The 20,274-nt window shown below is 51.1% G+C and carries 18 protein-coding genes and 1 tRNA gene; 13 read left to right on the top strand and 6 right to left on the bottom strand.

The window, feature by feature from the left end:
* Positions 1–2: 2 nt before the first annotated feature.
* The 5 genes from TH5_RS11480 to TH5_RS11460 all read right to left on the bottom strand — a co-directional run bounded on the left by TH5_RS11480 (position 3) and on the right by TH5_RS11460 (position 5,057).
* Entirely contained in the window at positions 3–695 is a 693-nt protein-coding gene (locus TH5_RS11480; protein WP_071240032.1) for an ABC transporter permease, read from the bottom strand.
* Between the two features lie 87 nt (positions 696–782).
* Positions 783–1,580, bottom strand: coding sequence for a transporter substrate-binding domain-containing protein (locus tag TH5_RS11475; RefSeq protein ID WP_114121976.1), 798 nt, complete (start codon positions 1,578–1,580; stop codon positions 783–785).
* Between the two features lie 84 nt (positions 1,581–1,664).
* A complete protein-coding gene (locus TH5_RS11470) occupies positions 1,665–2,438 on the bottom strand; it encodes an ABC transporter ATP-binding protein (protein WP_114121975.1) in 774 nt (257 codons plus the stop codon).
* Positions 2,439–2,804: 366 nt separating this feature from the next.
* A complete protein-coding gene (locus TH5_RS11465) occupies positions 2,805–4,748 on the bottom strand; it encodes a methyl-accepting chemotaxis protein (RefSeq protein WP_114121974.1) in 1,944 nt (647 codons plus the stop codon).
* A gap of 219 nt (positions 4,749–4,967) precedes the next feature.
* A tRNA-Ser gene (locus TH5_RS11460) sits at positions 4,968–5,057 on the bottom strand.
* A gap of 260 nt (positions 5,058–5,317) precedes the next feature.
* Here TH5_RS11460 and TH5_RS11455 point away from each other — a divergent pair.
* The 8 genes from TH5_RS11455 to TH5_RS11420 all read left to right on the top strand — a co-directional run bounded on the left by TH5_RS11455 (position 5,318) and on the right by TH5_RS11420 (position 13,760).
* Positions 5,318–6,325, top strand: a complete 1,008-nt coding sequence (locus TH5_RS11455) for a lytic murein transglycosylase (RefSeq protein ID WP_244204891.1) — start codon at positions 5,318–5,320, stop codon at positions 6,323–6,325.
* A gap of 49 nt (positions 6,326–6,374) precedes the next feature.
* A complete protein-coding gene (locus tag TH5_RS11450) occupies positions 6,375–7,442 on the top strand; it encodes a septal ring lytic transglycosylase RlpA family protein (protein WP_114121972.1) in 1,068 nt (355 codons plus the stop codon).
* A gap of 147 nt (positions 7,443–7,589) precedes the next feature.
* Positions 7,590–8,762, top strand: coding sequence for a D-alanyl-D-alanine carboxypeptidase family protein (locus TH5_RS11445; protein WP_114121971.1), 1,173 nt, complete (start codon positions 7,590–7,592; stop codon positions 8,760–8,762).
* The gene (gene tmk, locus TH5_RS11440) at positions 8,759–9,415 is read left to right on the top strand and encodes a dTMP kinase (protein ID WP_114121970.1); all 657 of its coding nucleotides are present in this window, start codon (positions 8,759–8,761) and stop codon (positions 9,413–9,415) included. The genes TH5_RS11445 and tmk overlap by 4 nt, the downstream gene beginning before the upstream one ends.
* 4 nt (positions 9,416–9,419) lie before the next feature.
* A complete protein-coding gene (locus TH5_RS11435) occupies positions 9,420–10,523 on the top strand; it encodes a DNA polymerase III subunit delta' (protein WP_114121969.1) in 1,104 nt (367 codons plus the stop codon).
* An 86-nt stretch (positions 10,524–10,609) separates the two neighbouring features.
* The gene (metG, locus tag TH5_RS11430) at positions 10,610–12,175 is read left to right on the top strand and encodes a methionine--tRNA ligase (protein WP_114122048.1); all 1,566 of its coding nucleotides are present in this window, start codon (positions 10,610–10,612) and stop codon (positions 12,173–12,175) included.
* Positions 12,172–12,987 (top strand): TatD family hydrolase, encoded by an 816-nt coding sequence (locus TH5_RS11425; RefSeq protein WP_114121968.1) that lies wholly within the window; start codon positions 12,172–12,174, stop codon positions 12,985–12,987. Before metG ends, TH5_RS11425 begins: the two co-directional genes overlap by 4 nt.
* Entirely contained in the window at positions 12,987–13,760 is a 774-nt protein-coding gene (locus TH5_RS11420; protein WP_114121967.1) for an MBL fold metallo-hydrolase, read from the top strand. The genes TH5_RS11425 and TH5_RS11420 overlap by 1 nt, the downstream gene beginning before the upstream one ends.
* Before the next feature lie 728 nt (positions 13,761–14,488).
* Here TH5_RS11420 and TH5_RS11405 read toward each other — a convergent pair.
* On the bottom strand, positions 14,489–14,983 hold the full coding sequence (locus TH5_RS11405; protein ID WP_114121964.1) for a MarR family winged helix-turn-helix transcriptional regulator: 495 nt from the start codon (positions 14,981–14,983) through the stop codon (positions 14,489–14,491).
* Positions 14,984–15,300: 317 nt separating this feature from the next.
* Between TH5_RS11405 and ectA the strand changes: the two genes are divergently transcribed.
* From ectA to mazG, 5 genes are all read left to right on the top strand, one after another.
* The gene (gene ectA, locus TH5_RS11400; protein ID WP_114121963.1) at positions 15,301–15,849 is read left to right on the top strand and encodes a diaminobutyrate acetyltransferase; all 549 of its coding nucleotides are present in this window, start codon (positions 15,301–15,303) and stop codon (positions 15,847–15,849) included.
* Positions 15,850–15,963: 114 nt separating this feature from the next.
* The gene (ectB, locus tag TH5_RS11395; RefSeq protein WP_114121962.1) at positions 15,964–17,247 is read left to right on the top strand and encodes a diaminobutyrate--2-oxoglutarate transaminase; all 1,284 of its coding nucleotides are present in this window, start codon (positions 15,964–15,966) and stop codon (positions 17,245–17,247) included.
* A gap of 66 nt (positions 17,248–17,313) precedes the next feature.
* Positions 17,314–17,715: an ectoine synthase gene (locus TH5_RS11390; RefSeq protein ID WP_062948834.1), complete on the top strand. Its 402-nt coding sequence runs from the start codon at positions 17,314–17,316 to the stop codon at positions 17,713–17,715.
* 86 nt (positions 17,716–17,801) lie between these two features.
* Complete coding sequence (locus tag TH5_RS11385; RefSeq protein ID WP_114121961.1) at positions 17,802–19,301, top strand: aspartate kinase; 1,500 nt, start codon at positions 17,802–17,804, stop codon at positions 19,299–19,301.
* 147 nt (positions 19,302–19,448) lie between these two features.
* Positions 19,449–20,273: a nucleoside triphosphate pyrophosphohydrolase gene (mazG, locus tag TH5_RS11380; RefSeq protein WP_114121960.1), complete on the top strand. Its 825-nt coding sequence runs from the start codon at positions 19,449–19,451 to the stop codon at positions 20,271–20,273.
* Position 20,274: the final 1 nt, after the last annotated feature.

Here is a 20,274-nt window from a genome sequence, read left to right as displayed (position 1 = left end):
GATTACGCCCTCGCAATGCCACGGGAAGCCCGCTTTTCAAGTCGGCTGAAAACGAACAGGGATACAGTGGTAAAAGCCAGGAACATCGCCATTGCAACCAGATAGAACGTGAATGGCGCTTTTTCTGTCCCCGCACCAACCGCCGCTTTTCGCAGGATTTCCTCGACACCGACGACTGAAATCAGGGCCGTATCCTTGATCAGAACCTGAAACAGGTTATTCAGACCGGGCAGGGCGAACCGCCAGAGTTGCGGTAACTTGATTCGAAGGAATATTTGCGCTGGTGTCATGCCGCACGCCGTTGCGGCTTCAATCTGGCCAACCGGAATGGATTGCATGGCTGCGCGAAACACTTCGGAGGCGAATGCACCCTGAACAAGAGCAAGTGCCGCCACGCCCGACCAGAATGCCGGGATATCAACACGAACAGCTTCACCGCCAATAAGCTCAGCAAGGTTCTGCACGGCAATCGTGCCGCCAAAATAGATCAATAAAATAACCAAAAGTTCGGGAATACCGCGAATAATAACGGTGTAGCTTTCCCCGATTATCCTCAAGCTCCGATAACGCGATAATTTTGCCGAAGCGCCCAGCAAACCAAGAATAATCATGAATGGCAAAACGGTGAGGCAAAGTTGAACTGTAACCAGTCCCCCTTCAAGCATCTGCCAACCGCGGCCGTATAAATCAAACATGGTATCTCCTGCAAACCTTCATGCCACATCAACGTCGGGCAATAAGGGAAGGGCGGCACAGAGGTGCCGCCCTAAACTGCTTTCCGATCAATTCGGGTGCAGGTTGATTTCTTCGAAATATTTTTTGTTGATTTCCTGATAGGAACCATTGGCAAGCATCTCAGCCAGTGCCTTGTTCAGGATTTCCTTCAGGTCCTGATCTTCTTTGCGAATGCCGATACCGGCACCCTCGCCAAAGAATTCTTTGGGAGCAAAAGTATCCGACACGAAAGCATAGCCTTTGCCTTCATCGGATTTGACCCATTCAACGAGAACACCGGAATCGGCCAGTGTTGCATCAATGCGGCCAGCCGTAAGATCAAGCAGGGCATTGTCCTGCGTGTCATACATACGAATTTCGGCGTTCGGGAAATTGTCTTCAAGGAAGGCAGAGTGAGTTGTCGAACGCTGAACGCCAATTACGAGACCATCAAGCGCGTCTTCGACAACAGCGCCATCCTTCCAGGCTTCCACAGACATTCCTTCTTTACCAACAAATACTGCCGGTGTGGTGCTGTAGTAGTTGGTGAAGTCGATGGAGCGTTTACGCTCTTCGGTGATCGACATCTGGGCGATAATTGCATCGTATTTTTTCGCCAGCAGCCCAGGAATGATCCCGTCCCAATCCTGAGCAACGATCTCGCATTCGATGCCAGCAGTTTCGCAGAGTTTTACAGCGAAATCGACATCGAAGCCCTGCAGTTTGCCATCCTTATCAACATAGTTGAACGGAGGGTAGGCACCCTCGGTCGCAATGACGACCTTTTCCCAAGCTGCACTTGCTGCCGATGCACTCAGTGCGACACCTACGGCTGCTGCAGTTGCAACCTTGATCCAGTTTTTCATTCATAGTCTCCCTTGTTGTTGAGAACAGGCCGTATCGACACTGTCCTTGTCGGTCGGTTCTTTCGCGGAACCAGCCCTTCCAGATCAGAAATCACGCTGAAGGAATTGCTTCATGCGTTCTGATTTTGGATTTTCGAATACCTCTTTCGGGTTTCCAAACTCTTCTACCAGTCCCTGATGGAGGAACATGACGTGGCTCGACACGCCTTTGGCAAAACCCATTTCATGGGTAACGACCAGCATCGTACGGCCTTCTTCGGCAAGGTCAGTCATGACTCGTAGAACTTCCCCTACAAGCTCAGGGTCAAGCGCGGACGTCGGTTCGTCAAACAGCAGAACTTCTGGCTCAATTGCCAAAGCACGGGCAATTGCAGCGCGTTGCTGCTGCCCACCGGAAATGTGGCCGGGATAATAGTCGCGGCGTTCATACATACCGACTTTGTGAAGCAGGGCATCGGCACGTTCGATGGCTTCTTTTTTCGGAATACCAAGAACATGCACCGGCGCTTCGATCACATTTTCCAGAATGGTCAGATGGCTCCAGAGATTGAAGCTTTGAAAGACCATGGCCAACTTGGTGCGAATGCGTTGAAGCTGTTTTTTATCGGCCGGTTCCTGACTTCCATCTTTTAGGCTGCGCATCTTGATCAGTTCGCCATGAACATGCACTGTGCCGGAATTCGGTGTTTCAAGAAGGTTGATGCAACGCAAAAAGGTACTTTTGCCAGAACCGGATGAGCCGATGATCGAAATCACGTCACCGGTGTTCGCGGTCAGATCAATACCTTTGAGGACTTCATGCTCCCCAAAGCTTTTGAACATCCCTTCGACCTTTAGGGCGGGTATGTTTGTGCTCATATCGAGATAAAGAGTCCCCTGTTGAAAGTTCTTGTTGTTTTGAGCCTGTCCGATCCGCACCAAATCGATGCTTCACCCCTTTGGACAATCCGAATCACATTCTTCCCTGAATAATTGCCTGTCTGGGAACCGTAATTCTACTGATTTTTTGCAGTTATATGAAGAAAACGGCCCTGTCCGCATTATATTTGGTCAGGCTTTGGAAAGCTTGGCAAATATACTGCTGTTCTAAGTGTTTTTACGCAATAAAAAATCCCAGCATATCTGACAACCTTTAGATTTTGGACCATTTTTACGGCAGTTAAATGGCAAATCAAAGTGCCGCAGTCCGTACAGGGGGTGATCCGGTGCCAATTTTGTAATAAGTCAGTTAGACCGAACCGTTTTAAGGAAACCGAGCACTTCCTGACGCAACTTGCCGGCCAAAGCCTGCATTTCATTTGAAGATTGTAAAAGGGCACGCGCCTCGTCACTAACCATGGTCGAGGCATTCGAAACAGCTGATACGTTTCGCGAAACATCCTGCGTTCCTGAAGCGGCGCGTTGCACGCTATCCGCAATTTCCTGCGTTGCAGCTCCCTGTTGCTCGACAGCGGCTGCTATCGCATTGCAGAACTCGTTAATCCGTTCGATTGTTGTGGTGATATCGCTGATTTCCGTTACGGAGCGGGTAGACGAAGATTGAATGCCATCGACCTGTGTCTGAATGTCGCCGGTTGCTTTGTCTGTCTGATTGGCAAGGGATTTCACTTCGCCTGCTACCACGGCAAATCCTTTGCCTGCATCTCCGGCGCGCGCAGCTTCGATGGTGGCGTTCAAAGCCAAGAGGTTTGTCTGCCCAGCAATATCCTGAATTAAGCCGACAACCTTTCCAATCCTTTCTGCTGCATCGGCAAGCTCCGTAACGGTCTGGCTGGTGTTATTCACGCCTTCAACCGCCATGCTTGCAACCTGGATGGACTGCGTAACTTGCGCACCTATTTCTCTGATCGCGGCTGATAGCTCTTCGGTCGCGGCTGCAACTGTTTGAACGCTTTCGGTAGTCTGGGCTGCGGCCTCGGAAACAGCGGATGCGCGCGCATTGGATTCTTCTGCGCTCGCCGTCAGCTGTTTGGCTACATGCTGGGTTTGCTCGGACGCATGTGCGACAGTTTCAACAATAGAAAGGACATTTTTTTCAAAGCTGTCCGCCATTTGATTGAGTGCACGCCTACGTTCCTCCGCCAATCTCTTTGTTGATTCCTCGTTCTCTTTGGCGAGGCGCTCCATCTCGATTGCATTATCCTTGAACACGACGACGGCAGCAGCCATTGAACCGATTTCATCCTTAAGTTCAGTTCCAGGCACTTCAACACTTCGATCCCCACTTGCAAGACGCGTCATGGCATCTGTCATGCTCAGAACGGGCCTGGATACCCATTGGCGTACCAGAACGCCCATAAGTCCCATTATCGCAAGAACCGCAACAATAGCTGTGATAATCGATGTCTGTCGGAAATTTGTAAGTGATGCGTAGGCAAGGTCGCGATCAATGGCAAAACCAAGATACCAGCTTACAGCAGGCAGACCTTCGACCTTGAAGAAAGTGAAAACTTGATCACCAGTGCCATTCAGGACGTCATCCATACCTTCGCGAACGTTTGGGGTGCTCTCAGGATAGGCTTCTGCCATCGGTTTCAATGTAAGGTTCTTGTCCGGATGGATCAGGATAGTTCCCTGATCATTGACAAGAAACCCGTATCCGATTCCGCCCAGATCAACACTGCGCACCAATTCTCCCAAAGTTGTGATGTCAAGGTCTCCACCGACAACGCCCAGAGTTTCTCCGCCATCGGACACCGGTGTGGTCGCCGTAACAATCAGTTTTCCGGTTGATGCATCGGTGTATGGCTCTGTTAGCGTGCTGCCACCAGCGGCAACCGCGTCCGCATACCATGGTCGTTTGCGTGGATCGTAGTCGGCAGGCAATTCATCCGGCGGAAACATCATCATCTCGCCCGATGCACTGCCAAAATACGAGAACATGAATGTATCAGTGAGAGCAGGGCGACTGACCAGATCCTTCACACTGTCACTGTCGCTTTTCTGCGCAATATTTTGTCCAAGGCTTTCGACCAGCAACTTCCGGCCATCAATCCAATTTGCGATTCCGGTTGTTGCCAGAGAACCCGTTTCAGTCAGTTTGGATTGAAGTGAAGCCTGGATCGCAGATCTTTGCTGAAGGTCGAAATACAGAATGAATGCCACAAATGTGGTCACAACAATGAGTGCCGCTGCCAAAAGAATACGGCTGCCAATGTTCAGTGACATCAGGTTTTCTCCGGTGATACGCTCGCCCTGTTTACATCAGGTTGGCATCATGTAATCCGGTTACAAGAGCGCTTAAGCACCAGAAATATTGGTAAAAGTCGTGTAAATTTATCTAGCTGAGTTGCGTGATTGAGCTGAACCGGTTTCGGCGTGCGAATAACCGTAATGACAATCGCTTGTCTTGGCGCGGTTCAAAATTCGACTAATTCATAAGGGAGGTGGCGGAGAGACAGGGATTCGAACCCTGGGTACCCGTAAAGGCACGCCGGTTTTCAAGACCGGTGCATTCAACCACTCTGCCATCTCTCCGCATTGTGGTGGCGTTTATCGCCCTGCGCGCCCTCAATAAATTGCTGGGCTGCACCTGTCAATATGTCAGTTTCTGCTTTGCAAAGTTTCTCGCGCATTCAAATTAAGCGGAGGTCCGTGCCAGACATTTAACAAGTCTTAACGTGTGGGGCGGTATCAGCAATATGCAGAACTAAAAACGAGTATGTCAGCAAAGAATACAGGGTCCTGGTAAAGCATTAACCGGGAACATCAAACCAAACCGGCACGAGGCGAGCAAAATGAATTATCGGACCATCGGGACTGTGGCTTCAATTATCGGCATCCTAGTGACGGTTTCACCAGCTTTCGCCCAGACTAATACGGACGAGTTGCCTGCCTTTACGACAGAAGGCTTTGATGCCTGGCTGGCTGATTTCAAAAAAGATGCGGCGTCAAAGGGCATTTCCCAGTCAACACTGGATGTTGCCTTTGCCAACACGCAACCAATTCCGAAAGTGATTGAGTATGATCGCAGCCAGCCAGAGTTCAAACTGACATTCGAGCAGTATCTGCAACGGGTTGTGCCGCAGTCACGTATAGATGAGGGGCGGCGTAAATATGCCGAGAACCGTGCCATCATTGATGCCGCGGCCAAAAAATACGGCGTTCCAGGACATTACCTGACGGCGTTCTGGGGAATTGAAACCGGTTTTGGGCGTCATACTGGCGGATATTCTGTCGTTGATTCGCTTGCAACCCTTGCATTTGAAGGCCGTCGGGCAGAGTATTTCCGCACGGAGTTGATCAATGCGCTCAAGATTATTGACGCAGGGCATATCGCTCCCGAAAAAATGGAAGGCTCTTGGGCCGGGGCCATGGGACAGGCGCAATTTATGCCTTCCACTTTCCTGAACTATGCCCGTGACGGGAACGAAGACGGAAAGATTGACCTTTGGGGAGCCAAAGAAGATGTTTTCGCATCTGCCGCGAACTATCTATCGACGGTTGGCTGGAAAACCGACGAACGCTGGGGCCGCAAAGTCAATATTCCTTCTGACCTTGATAAATCAGTTACCGGACGCGAAATTCGCAAACCGATCAATGAATGGCAGAAACTTGGTGTTCGCATGCCGGATGGTTCCAATCTTCCTGCTGCCGACATGGATGCGTCAATTGTCATTGTAAATGACGGTGCCGGACCTGCTTATATGGTTTATAACAATTTCCACACCATAATGCATTGGAACCGGTCAACCTATTTTGCAATTGCAGTTGGTACACTTGCTGATGCGATCGCCGGTCGTTAATTGCTTTAGCCGATCATACGCGGTTCACTATCTGGACGGGAACAACTGAATGCCGAAAAACGTGCGCAAGGCGCTTATGCAGGGCTGGAACAAAGGGCGTTGGGCTGCTGGTGCACTTGCCATTACCGTTTTATTGGCCGGTTGCGCCGAAACGCAGCTTGCTGTTCATGGGGTTAAACGTATTGGTGGTGCACAACAGCAGCAGCCGGTACAGGTCGGTACCTATAAGGTCGGCAATCCCTACGAGATTGCCGGGCAGTGGTATTATCCCGCTGCTGACTATGAATACAAGGAAACCGGTATTGCTTCATGGTACGGTCCGAAATTTCATGGCAAGAAGACCGCGAATGGCGAAATCTTCGACCAGTACGAGGTATCTGCAGCCCACCGTACGCTTCCAATGCCAAGTGTGGTGCGTGTGACCAATCTTGAAAATGGACGCTCGCTTAAGGTGCGCATCAACGATCGCGGTCCGTTTGCGCATAGCCGCATCATTGATATGTCCCGTCGTGCCGCTCAGTTGCTTGGTTTTGAGCAAAAAGGCACAGCCAAAGTTCTGGTTGAAGTCATTGAAGATGAAAGCCGCCAGATCGCGGCCATAGCCCAGGGGAAAGCTGCTCCGGCCGTAACCGTTGCCGAGCAGCAAACGGTTTCCGCGGCACCGCGTGATACGGTCGAAACCGTTCGTCTGGATAATGACGGGCCGATTACTGACAGCGGCGAACCCACGAAATCAACCATCAAGCTTACCCCGCCGACAGATGGTGGGGCATCACAGGCTGTCTCGCAAACGCCTCTTGATGGTACAGTGGAAGAAAGTGCAGTGGTTCGTGTGGAGCCGGTTTCGCCGTCTTCGATCTATGTGCAGGCAGGCTCATTTTCGGTTTACGACAATGCGCTTAACCTTCGGAACCGGTTATATGACATAGCCCCAAGCAAGATAGAGCCGGTCGATGTCAAGGGGACAACCTTTTATCGCGTTCGACTTGGACCATTAAACACCGTTCCCGAAGCGGACATTCTGCTCGAACGTGTAATCGCGACAGGACAGAATGGCGCAAAAGTCGTTGTGGAATGTGCTGATGGTGCTTTGCAAAACAGTGTTTCCGGTTGCTAGGGTTTATCTGGTCACGATAGTTCGGATTTTGCAGAAAAGTTGAAGCGGTTGCACAATTTTGCCGGATTTACGACATAGAGACCGATCTTATTCCGCCGGAACACAGGGCGGTATGACAGTTAATTTAAAGAACAAGGTTAGGACGTTATGAGTTTGATGCCGCCAATTCCGTTCAAAACGAAACTGAACCGGGTAGTGGCCGGGGCCGCGATATTTGGTTCTGCCATGGCGATATCCCTGACCAGCGTGCATGCGCTTGAGACAACCGCGCGCGAAGCTTATTTGATGGATTACGACACCGGCACTGTTTTGCTCGACAAAAACGGTGATGTTTTAACTGAACCCGCATCGATGACCAAAATGATGACGGTCCACTTGCTGTTTGAGCGGATCAAAAGCGGCAGCGTCTCGCTTGACGACACATTCCACGTCAGTGAAAAAGCATGGCGCAAAGGTGGATCGAAAATGTTCGTCGAAGTGAATTCCGACGTTTCGGTCAATGACTTGCTGCATGGTATTATTGTTCAGTCTGGTAATGATTCTGCTATCGTTGTTGCCGAAGGGCTTGCAGGTACCGAAGAAGCATTTGCCGAGGAAATGACCGCCGAAGCGCGCAGGATCGGCATGACCAAGTCTGTTTTCAAAAATGCGACTGGCTGGCCGGACGAAGGGCATCTTGTTACGGTCCATGATCTGGCAATCCTCGCGCGTGATACCATTAAGAACTATCCCGAACTTTATAAACTCTATGCGGTGAAGGAATTCACCTATAACGGGATACGTCAACCGAACAGAAACCCGTTGCTGGGCACCAGTGCCGGCGTTGATGGCATGAAAACCGGTCATACGGAAACAGCAGGCTATGGATTGACTGCAACCGCGGAACGCGATGGGCGTCGTCTTATTCTTGTCGTTAACGGTCTTGGTTCTGTGCGTGAGCGCAGAACAGAGTCACAAAAACTGTTGGATTGGGGATTCCGAGAGTTTGACAATTATGACCTGTTTGATGAAGGAGAAGTCGTCAGCAGCGCGAATGTCTGGCTGGGATCAGAAACCAAAGTCGATCTGGTCACCGACCAGGACATCCTTTTGACGCTGCCCCGCACGAACCGTGATGATATGAAAGTCTCGGTCGTTTATGAAGGCCCGATACCGGCACCGATTACCGCGGGACAGCAGGTTGCTACGCTGAAGGTTGAACTTCCCGGTAACGAACCGCATGAATTCCCGCTTTACGCCGCAACCGAAGTTGATCGTCTTGGTTTCATCGGGCGCATAGGGGCTGCGATCAAATATCTGCTGTGGGGAGCGAACGGTTGAGCGCGGTGCCAGGTTTATTCATCAGCTTTGAAGGCGGTGAAGGCAGCGGCAAGACAACCCAGATACGTCGGCTTGAAGCCTGGTTTCGGCTGCGTGGTCGCGACGTAATCGTGACGCGTGAACCAGGTGGTTCCCCTGGTGCGGAGGAAATCAGAAACCTGTTATTGACCGGCGATCCCGGGCGCTGGGACGCCGTAACTGAATCCCTTTTGATGTTTGCATCGCGCCGCGATCACGTGGAACGGACCATCCGCCCGGCTCTTGCAGAGGGTAAGGTTGTTTTGTGTGACCGCTTTGCTGATTCTTCGGTTGCCTACCAGGGGTTCGGTCATGGTCTTGGCGCGGATTTTATCCGCAATCTTTGGCAAATCGCGATTGGCGGTTTCAAACCTGATCTGACCCTGATTTTCGATCTTCCGGTAGAAGTTGGTTTGGAACGGGCAGGGGCGCGGTTTGCCAATATCAGTGCAGCAGAAGACCGTTTCGAGCGTATGGGAACAGAATTCCACCAACGCCTTCGAAACGGTTTTATCGAAATTGCCCGAAATAACCCGGAACGTTGCGAAATTGTTGATGCAAATGGTGACATCCAGTTGGTTTACGACCGGATGATTTCGGTTGTTTCAACCAGATTATCCGGGCGGGGACTTTAGATCCATGGCCATCGAAGAACAGGAAGACGATGGGGCATTCCCCCAGCCACGGCGCAATGACCACTTCATAGGCCATACGGAGGCGGAAAAGACCGTGCTAGACGCATGGAACAGCCAGCGCATGCATCATGCGTGGTTGCTATGCGGGCCGCGCGGTGTCGGGAAGGCAACATTAGCCTATCGGATTGCGCGTTTCGTGCTTTCTGGTGGTGGGGATCAAGGGGCCGGTCTGTTTGGCGACTGTCCCGAAGGTCTGCATATTGATGCCGACAACCCGGTTTTCAGGCGTATTGCCGGTGGCGGTCATGGTGATCTCAAGGTTATCGAACGCCAATATGACGAAAAGAAAAAACGTCTGCAGGGTGAAATTACCGTCGATAGCGTTCGCACGGTCGGAAACTTCATGTCAAAGACAGCAGCAGAGGGAGGCTGGCGCATCGTGATTGTTGATGCTGCCGACGAGCTTAACCGAAATGCTGCCAACGCCATCCTGAAGGTTCTCGAAGAACCGCCAGCAAACGCGATGATGATTCTGATCGCTCATCAGCCGGGAAAACTTCTACCAACCATCCGGTCACGGTGCCGTCGTCTCAATCTCGGTGTACTTGAAGATCATCAGGTAGTCGGTCTTTTGGGGCGCTATTGCCCGGACCTTGATCTTGATGACCGCGATGCCTTGTCGGGCCTTGCGGAAGGTAGTATCGGCCGGGCTCTACAACTGCATGATGTTGGCGGACTTGAATTTTATACCGAGATGGTTCGTCTTCTAGCCGCATTGCCCGATGCAGACGTGCTGGCACAACATAAATTCGCCGAGCGATTTTCCCCGGCGGATCGTGATGCCGCTTTTGCAACGGTAACGGGCCTTCTGCACTGGTGGCTTGGGCGTCTCATCCGCTTTGCCGCAACGGGGCAGGCACCACGCGAGGTCATTGAAGGTGAATTGCCAGCAATGCAGCGTATGGCAGCTGTGCAACCGCTTGATCAATGGATTGAGGTGTGGGAAAAGATCAGCGAATTGATGAGTGCCACGCGTGGGTTGCATCTTGATCGCAAACAGGCTTTGCTGAATGCATTCTTCATGCTTGAAGAAACCATGCGAAACTGAAAAAAGCACCAATCAACCGGAATTATGACCATAACGGCCCATTTCGGGCCGTTTTGTTTCACGACTTGCGCGAAGGATTTGCGATCATGACCGGGCACAAACAGCCCTATTACATCACAACACCGATCTATTACGTCAATGACAAGCCGCATATAGGTCATGCCTATACCACGCTTGCATGCGACGTGCTGGCCCGCTTCAAGCGCCTGGACGGTTATGACGTGATGTTTCTGACCGGAACTGATGAACATGGTCAGAAGGTCGATAAATCGGCCGCGACCAAAGGCATTGATCCGCAAAGCTTTACCGATCAGGTTTCGCAGAATTTCCGCGATCTTGCCGTGCATATGAATTACTCGAATGACGATTTCATTCGTACGACTGAAGAACGCCACAAGAAAGCCTGTCAGGCACTTTGGAACAAACTGCTTGAAAAGGGCGAGATTTATCTTGGCTCCTATGATGGCTGGTATTCCGTTCGCGATGAGGCGTTCTACGGCGAAAAGGAATTGATTGAAAAGGACGGAGAGAAGGTTGCCCCGACCGGTGCGCCCGTCGAATGGGTTTCCGAGCCGAGCTACTTCTTCAAGTTGTCTACCTGGGGAGATCGTCTGCTGAAATTCTATGACGACAATCCCGATTTCATTGCGCCGCAATCACGTCGCAACGAGGTGATAAGTTTTGTAAAGGGCGGCATGCGTGATTTGTCCGTATCGCGTACCAGCTTCAAGTGGGGTGTGCCGGTACCGGGCGACGAAGACCATGTCATGTATGTCTGGCTTGATGCGCTGACCAACTATCTGACCGCGATCGGTTATCCGGATGCGGACCCGGCCAAGCTTGAAAAGTTCTGGCCTGCGGATCTGCACATGGTTGGCAAGGATATCCTGCGTTTCCACGCTGTTTACTGGCCTGCATTCCTTTTGGCGGCCGACATTGCACCGCCCAAACGTGTTTTTGCACATGGTTGGTGGACCAATGAAGGGCAGAAAATCTCGAAATCACTGGGCAATGTGATTGATCCCTATGATCTGACGGATCGTTATGGCCTAGACCAGACACGTTATTTCCTGCTGCGTGAAGTCCCGTTTGGCAATGATGGCGACTTCTCGCATCGTTCGATGGTCAATCGCATGAATAGCGAACTGGCCAACGATCTTGGCAATATGTGCCAGCGCGTTCTGTCGATGATCCACAAAAATTGTGACGCTTCGGTTCCCACCGCTGGCGCGTTCACCGATGCCGATCAGGTCATTCTTGGCAAGGCATATGGCATGCTCGACACGGTGCGCCCGCTATTTGACGCTCAGGCGTTCCACAAAGGCATTGAAGCGATCTGGGAACTGGTTGGCGATGCGAACCGGTATGTTGACGAAATGGCCCCTTGGGGGCTGAAAAAGACAGACCCGGCACGCATGGAAACGGTTCTTTATGTTCTGGCAGAAGTCATTCGTCATGTCGGCATTCTGGTACAGCCGCTGATGCCTGCATCAGCTGCGAAAATTCTTGATCAGCTTGTGTTGGCAGCCGATCAGCGTGGTTTTGAGAAACTGGGACCGGATCATGCTTTGGCCTCCGGTACCGAACTGCCGAAACCCGAAGGAATCTTCCCGCGTTATGTCGAGACCGAAGATGAAGGAGAGAAGGCATGAATGTCGCACTGGTCGACAGCCACTGCCATCTGGACTATCCCCAGTTTTCAGAAGACCTTTCGGGCACGATCGCGCGTGCCCGAAATGCCGGCGTTGGCATGATGGTCAGTATCGGCGTAAAACTGTCGACATTTGAAAATGTCCGTGCCGTAGCCGCCAAAGCGGACCATATTTATTGCACGATCGGCGTTCATCCGCATGAAGCGGGCGAGGAGGGACTTTCATCACCTGATCGCCTGATCGAAATGGCGTCTGATCCCAAAATCATCGGCATTGGTGAAAGTGGTCTGGACTATTACTACGACAATGCCCCGCGAGAAGCGCAGCGAGAGAGCTTTCGTGCACATATTGCAGCCTGCCGTGAAACCGGTCTGCCATTGATCGTTCATACGCGCAACGCAGATGACGACACGATGGACATCCTCGAGGAGGAATATGAAAAGGGGCCGTTTACCGGTGTCATTCACTGTTTCTCAAGCTCGGCGGCACTGGCACAGAGGGCGCTGAAGATCGGTTTCTATATTTCCTGCTCGGGCATTATCACCTTCAACTCGGCTCGGGAAATCCAAGCTGCCGTTGCCGACGTGCCACTTGATCGCCTGCTGGTGGAAACCGATGCACCTTATCTGGCCCCGGTTCCGAAACGCGGCAAACCGAACGAGCCAGCTTATGTTGCCCATACGGCCGCAAAACTGGCGCAAATCAAGGGTGTCAGTCCCGATGAAATAGCTCGTGCGACCACGAATAATTTCTTTGCCCTGTTCATCAAGGCGGATCGGAAGCATCTTCTGTCGCCGGAGGCAGGCGTATAGTGACGAAAATCACCATTCTGGGCTGCGGATCATCAAACGGTGTCCCATCCGTTGGCTTGGGTTGGGGAAAGTGCAATCCGGGAAACCCGAAAAATCGGAGGCTCAGAAGCTCGATCCTGATCGAGCAGGCGGGCAAAAAGATACTTGTCGATGTGACGCCGGATTTTCGCGAGCAGGCATTGCGTTATGATATCAATCATATTGATGCTGTGCTGTTCACCCATGCGCATGCAGATCACGTGCATGGCATAGACGAACTTCGCTGGATCAATGTCGCGATGCATAGTCCACTGGATATCTATGCGGCACCCGAAACCATTTCAGACATTGACCATCGCTTTGCCTATGTGTTTGAACCTTTGGCCGACGGTATTGACTTCTATTACAAGCCAGTCTTGGTCCCGCATGTGATATCTGGGGCATTCGAGGCAGCAGGGGTCCCGATAACCGTTTTTCGTCAGGATCACGGTTATGGCGAGACGCTGGGTTTCAAAGTTGGCAATTTTGCCTATTCAACGGATGTCGTCGATTTTCCGGAAGAATCACGTGAACATCTTTACGGGCTCGATGTTTGGGTTGTTGATTGCCTGCGTCATAAACCACATGCCACGCATGCTCATCTGGAGAAAGTGCTGGACTGGGTCGCAGAATTTAAACCCAAACAGACTTACTTTACCCACATGAGCATTTTGTTTGATTATGACGAAGCCATGGATGATACGCCGGATCATGTCGCGCCAGCATATGATGGTCTCATTATCAATTTGGAATGAGGGGAAGATAATTTTACACAGGCAATCTGACCTCGTAGGGACCGGTAATTCATATACGAATAAGTTCTATAATATATATTATGACAAATTATTTAGTTTTTGATTTCAATATCTTACCCAAGATTTCTTCCAAACAATTCATCCAAATGCTCATTGTGCCTCATAATGAGCCGGTATCTGGCTGATGCTACTCTTCTTGTTCCAGAACTAAATTGCACTGACAGACTTCATCAAGCGCAACTTGGTGCCCTTGCCGATTGTGTTGAGATCTATGTTGCCAATCATCGTGTCGCCTCGCCAGTTCAGAAACCGGATGCGCCGGAGCGTCCAGCAAGCCGTCGTTTCTTGGCGAAACTGGCTGCGGCCGGCCCCACATGGATCAGGTGAATGACCAGATGTTTCCGTTATATGTCGATAACAGTCGGCTAATGAATTCTGATCTGGGTCGGATTATCGATCAGATGGCATATGAAACCGGTCCCGAAGCCTTTGCCTCGCAAAAGGAAGCCTTGATAAGTCGGTTGGACAGTCGTCGACCGACATTAAACTTGCACCATAGGATCATGAGGAAGAAATGGCGCCAGGTATACGCATGCCCACCTTGTAACATTAACACGCTGTGGGCACCTGTCCTGTGGTAACACCAGATCAAATTACTTGTATAATGAAAAATTTTTTCGATATTTCATGATCTTGAAGCAGGAATATCAAGTTTCTAATGAGAAGTTTCAGGGCCTTGGGGGCTCGGGCCCCTTCTCTACAATCACCTCATGATCCAGCAAAGGTGCTGCATCATAATCGCTGGCATCCATCATCCCGGAAACGCGCTGGAGTGCCGCGATCAGAAAGCTTTGCTCCCACTCTTCCAGCGCCTTGAATTTATCAGAAAACCGGTCATGCAGTGCCATAGGCGCGCGATCAAGTACATTCCGACCATGGTCAGTCAGTTGAACAAATACCTTGCGCTTGTCCGTGTCCCCCCGCGCGCGCCTCACCAAATTCATGGCCTGAATCTTGTCAACCAATGCCGTAGCAGATGCTTGGGCAAGATTGACTTTTCCGGCGATTTCCCCAACGGTCATCTCTCCGAATTCATCCAGGGATTGCAGGACGATCAGTTGCGATGTCTTGAGCCCCGTGACCTTACTCAGCTTTTTTGCGTGAATGTCGCTGGCACGTAGAATCCGGCGAATTGAAATGAGCGCTTCGTGCAACTTGTCCATGCTGCAGTTCCGATATTTGTTGTTTTGATTTCACTGAAGTAATAACCGTCAAACCGGTGGCCTGCAACGTTTTCCATCCTATTTCCATAGATATTCTAAGTATAATTCAATCGTGTTTCGCTAAATGAAAACTGATTATGTTTTGAATTGTGGATTAAATGTGGAGAGTTAGAATCAAAATTTTTATAATTAAGCCAATCACTTATATCGTTTAATGTTTTCGTCACGGTTGAGATGTTGACGTTTTTCCATCGATCTTCTATATATTTATCGCGACATGAAAGATCGCGTATCGAAATAACGAGGCAGATAGACCGATGAAAATTGCCACCACAAGCGGCAATCGCGGCCACAAAGCCAATCTTACGATCCGGAAACCCAAGGCCGTAGACGGTGCCGCAGTCAATGAGTTGATCGCGGAATGCAAGCCACTCGACGAAAATTCCGTTTATTGCAATCTCCTGCAGTGTTCGCACTTTGCCGACACCTGCGTGATCGCCGAACTTGACGGTCAACCTGCGGGCTTCGTTTCCGGCTACATTGTACCGGAAAATCCCGAACGTCTGTTTATTTGGCAGGTTGCTGTATCGCCCAAAGCGCGTGGTTTAAAATTGGCGAAATCCATGATCCTCGAAATTCTGGACCGCCCGATCTGTCATAATGTGACCGAGCTGCAGACGACAATCACATCGTCCAATGCGCCGTCACAGGGTGTTTTCCGTTCAGTCGCGCGTGAACTCGAAACCGAGGTCAGGCGCAAAGTCCTTTTCGAGCGTGAAACGCATTTCGACGGTGCTGCTGCCAGTGAAATACTGTGGCAGATCGGCCCGTTCGAACGCGCAGATGTTGCACGTGTCGCAGCCTGATTGCCTGCCCGCATTTTCCTGAATTCTGATGCCATTTAATTGGAACAACCGGCTTGACCGGACGTTTGGCATGACAGAACCATTTTTTATTTTCCCAATCAAAAAGAGGGAATTATGACTGTATTTGATCGTCTTGAATCGGAAGTTCAGAGCTATGCCCGCTCCTTCCCCGTAACCTTTGAAAAGGCCGAAGGTACTTGGCTGACTGATACTGACGGCAAGCGTTATCTCGATTTTCTGGCTGGTGCCGGCAGTCTGAATTATGGTCACAACCATCCTGTACTGCAGGAAAAATTGATCGACTATATCAAGTCGAACGGCATTACCCATGGATTGGATATGCACACCAAGGCCAAGGCAGCGTTCCTTGAAGCAATGGAAAGCAAAGTGCTGAAGCCGAGAAATATGGATTACAAAATCCAGTTCACTGGGCCAACAGGTACCAATGCGGTTGAAGCGGCTCTTAAGCTTGCCCGCCGGGTGAAAGGACGTGAAACCGTCATTTCGTTCACCAATGGTTTCCACGGTGTGACACTTGGTGCATTGGCTATTACCGGCAATGAACACCACCGTGGCGCAGCCGGCGTGTCACTTGATAATGCCGTTGCCGTACCGTTCGACGGTTACATGGGCGACGGTGCCGACACGACCGAGTATCTGGATCGCGTACTTGGTGACAATTCCAGTGGCATCGCCCTGCCCGCTGCCATCATCGTTGAAACCGTTCAGGGTGAAGGCGGTTTGAATGCGGCCGATTTCGGTTGGTTGCAGAAACTGGAACAGGTTTGTCGCAAACACGACATTCTGCTGATCGTTGATGACATTCAGGCTGGATGCGGTCGCACTGGAACTTTCTTCAGCTTTGAACCAGCCGGGATAAAGCCGGACATGGTGACGTTGTCAAAATCTCTCTCGGCTTATGGCTTGCCGCTGGCTGTCGTTCTGATCAAGCCTGAATATGATGTATGGCATCCTGGTGAACATAACGGCACGTTCCGCGGCAATAACCATGCTTTCGTAACGGCGACCGCAGCACTTGACCATTTCTGGTCGGACGACAAGTTCGCTACTGATGTGCGCGACAAGGCTGATTTCCTCGGCAAGCGTCTTGAACAAATTGCAGAGCGTTATGGCGATGGCAAAATCTATCGCAAAGGTCGTGGATTGATGCAGGGTATCTGCTTTGAAAGCGGTGAACTCGCATCCAAAGTTACCAAGGAATGCTTCACGCACAATCTGGTCATTGAAACCAGTGGCCCGGAAGACGAGGTTGTCAAATGCCTTGTGCCGCTGATCATTTCGAAGGACGATCTGGCCCATGGTCTGGACATTCTTGAAATGGCGACAGCCAAAGCAATGGGCAAGGAAATTTCCTCGGCAAAAGCTGCTGCCGAATGATTTTGGCAGGGGCAACGCGTTGGCGTTGCCCTACCGCATAACTGACATTAAATCAAAGAGTTAAATATGATTGTTCGTACACTGAAAGAATGTGAAGCATCAGGTCGTCGGGTTGTTGCCGAAAACTGGGAGAGCACCCGCCTGTCACTTGCCGATGATGGTATGGGTTTCTCGTTCCATATCACCACAATTTATGCCGGCACAGAAACCGAGATTTGCTATGCAAATCATTTCGAGACGGTCTATTGCATTTCGGGCAATGGTGAAGTCGAAACCATAGCAGATGGCAAGAAATACAAGATTGTACCGGGCACTGTTTACATTCTTGATAAACACGACCGCCATTATTTGCGCGGCGGCACCGAGGATATGGTTGTGGCCTGCGCTTTCAATCCGCCACTCAACGGGCGTGAGACGCATGATGAGAACGGTGTCTACCCGCTGGATGGTGATGCACTTGCCAGCTAGGACTTTGAACTTGGGGCGGCCATAACGGTTCGCCCCAAGCTCTGACGACTTAGACTTTTCAAGGAAACGCCCCCAAAGGAGGCACCATGCTTTCAGCCCAGAAAAAGACTGCCGCAAAAACGGACGCTGGGCATAGCGTTCACAAGATCGGCGGAACGTCGATGTCGCAGGTCACTGCCGTTATGGATAACATCCTTGTCGGTAATCGCAGCGACAGCGAACTTTATAACCGCGTTTTTGTGGTTTCGGCTTATGGCGGTTTTACCGACATGTTGCTGGAAAACAAGAAAACCGGCGAAGCTGGTGTTTATCAGCTTTATGCGGGCTCTGAAACCGATTGGGCATGGGGTGATGCCCTGACCAAGGTTTCTGAGAAGATGTGTGCGATTAATGAAGAAATCTTTGGTGATGCGCCTGAACTCAAGCTGGCCAACGCCTTTGTTCAGGAGCGTATCGAGGGCACACGCAGTTGCCTGATGGATTTGCACCGCCTCTGCAGTTTTGGGCATTTCAAGCTTGAAAAGCACTTGCTGACGGTACGTGAGATGCTGAGCGCGATCGGTGAGTCACACAGCGCGCACAATACAATGCTACTGCTCCGCGCCAAGGGGGTGAACGCGGTGTTTGCCGACCTTTCGGGCTGGCGCGAGCCGGAAGCATCAACTCTTGACGGTCGTATCGAAAAGGTATTTTCCGATATCGATATCTCGAAACAGCTTCCGATTGCCACGGGATATGCCCAGTGCAGCGAAGGTCTGATGAGCATTTATGGCCGTGGCTACAGTGAAGTGACATTTTCGCGTATCGCCTGCCTGACGCAGGCGCGTGAAGCGATCATTCACAAGGAATTCCATCTGTCGAGTGCGGATCCGCGAATCGTCGGGGAGGATGCCGTGCGTCCGATTGGTCGTACCAGCTATGACGTCGCCGATCAGCTGTCGAATATGGGGATGGAAGCCATTCATCCGCGTGCGGCCAAGGGGCTGCGTCAGAATGACATCCCGCTGCGGATCGCCAACACGTTTGAACCGGAACACCCGGGGACCGTTATTGACGATCATTGGGATCCGGATGACAGCCGTGTCGAGATCGTGACTGGCGTTCCGACAGCATTCGAGATCGAAGTGTTCAATCAGGACATGGTTGGTGTTGCCGGTGGTGAAGAAACAATTCTGAGTGTTCTGAAACGCTTCAAGGTTCCAACCGTCACCAAGAATCTGAATGCTAACACGATCACGCATTATGTATCAGCACCGCTTAAGCAGATTCGCCGCTGTGTCGACGAGATCGAAGCAAAACAACCCGAAGCAAGTGTGAAGACCCGCAAGGTGGCGATCGTTTCCGTGATCGGTGCCAATATTGATCAGCCGGGCCTGTTTGCCCGCGCGGTTGGCATTCTTGACGCCGACGGCATTGAACTGGTCGCTAGCCACTATCCCAGCCGCCGGGTCGACCTACAGTTCGTTGTTGCCGAAGGCGACTTCAGCAAGGCAATCAAGGCACTGCATCGCGGCCTTGTCGAAGGTAAGAAAAGCAAAGCTGACGATAAAAGCTCCGACAAAGCCGAAGAGCTTGCTGCTGCCTGATTATGTTTATTCTCTATCAAAGAGCAAAACCCGCCAGCAATCTGTTGGCGGGTTTTGCTTTGTTGTATCGGGCTGCTTGCCAGACAGGATAAGGCACGTTAGGACAGAACACCAAGTACATGCCAATGACACCGGGGCAAAAGAAATATGACCGATCATAATAGCAAGGCAATCAATGCATTACTGGATGTCATGGCAAGGTTGCGTGACCCAGATGGAGGTTGTCCCTGGGATCTGGAGCAAAACTTTGCGACCATTGCTCCTTACACTATTGAGGAAGCATATGAAGTCGCTGATGCGATAGCCCAGAATGATATGAACGAATTACGCGAAGAACTCGGAGACCTTTTGCTGCAAGTCGTCTTTCATTCGCAAATGGCATCTGAAGAAGGCCATTTCACTTTTGAAGATGTCGCAAACAGCATTGTATCAAAGATGATTGTTCGGCATCCGCATGTGTTTGGTGACGGTGACGTAAAAACCACAGATGGTGTCAACCAGACCTGGGAAAAGATTAAGGCCGCAGAGCGAGCAGAAAAGGCCGAGACGAGAGGGCATGAACGCCATAGTGCCCTTGATGGTGTAGCAAGCGCCCTGCCCGCACTGATGCGGGCCGAAAAACTGACAAAACGGGCCGCGCGCGTAGGATTTGACTGGCCGTCTACGGACGAGGTTTTTGACAAGCTGCACGAAGAAATCGGCGAGCTGCAGGCCGAACTGACCCAAAATCCCAATCAGGACCGAATTGAAGACGAACTTGGTGACATGCTGTTTGTTATGGCCAATCTGGCACGCAAGCTGGACGTTGACCCGGAAGTCGCGTTGCGTCGCGCAAACCACAAATTTACGCGCCGCTTTCATTTCATCGAAAACGAATTGGCCCGTGATGGGCGAAGTGCAAGCCAATCCGATCTGGAAGAAATGGATGCGCTATGGAATGACGCCAAAAAGGCCGAGCACACTAACGGCTGAA

Origin of the sequence: Thalassospira xianhensis MCCC 1A02616, assembly GCF_003326475.1 — a bacterium.
Taxonomy (GTDB): domain Bacteria; phylum Pseudomonadota; class Alphaproteobacteria; order Rhodospirillales; family Thalassospiraceae; genus Thalassospira; species Thalassospira xianhensis.
Note: the sequence above shows the minus strand (reverse complement) of the source record. Positions and strands in the feature narration are given on the sequence as shown.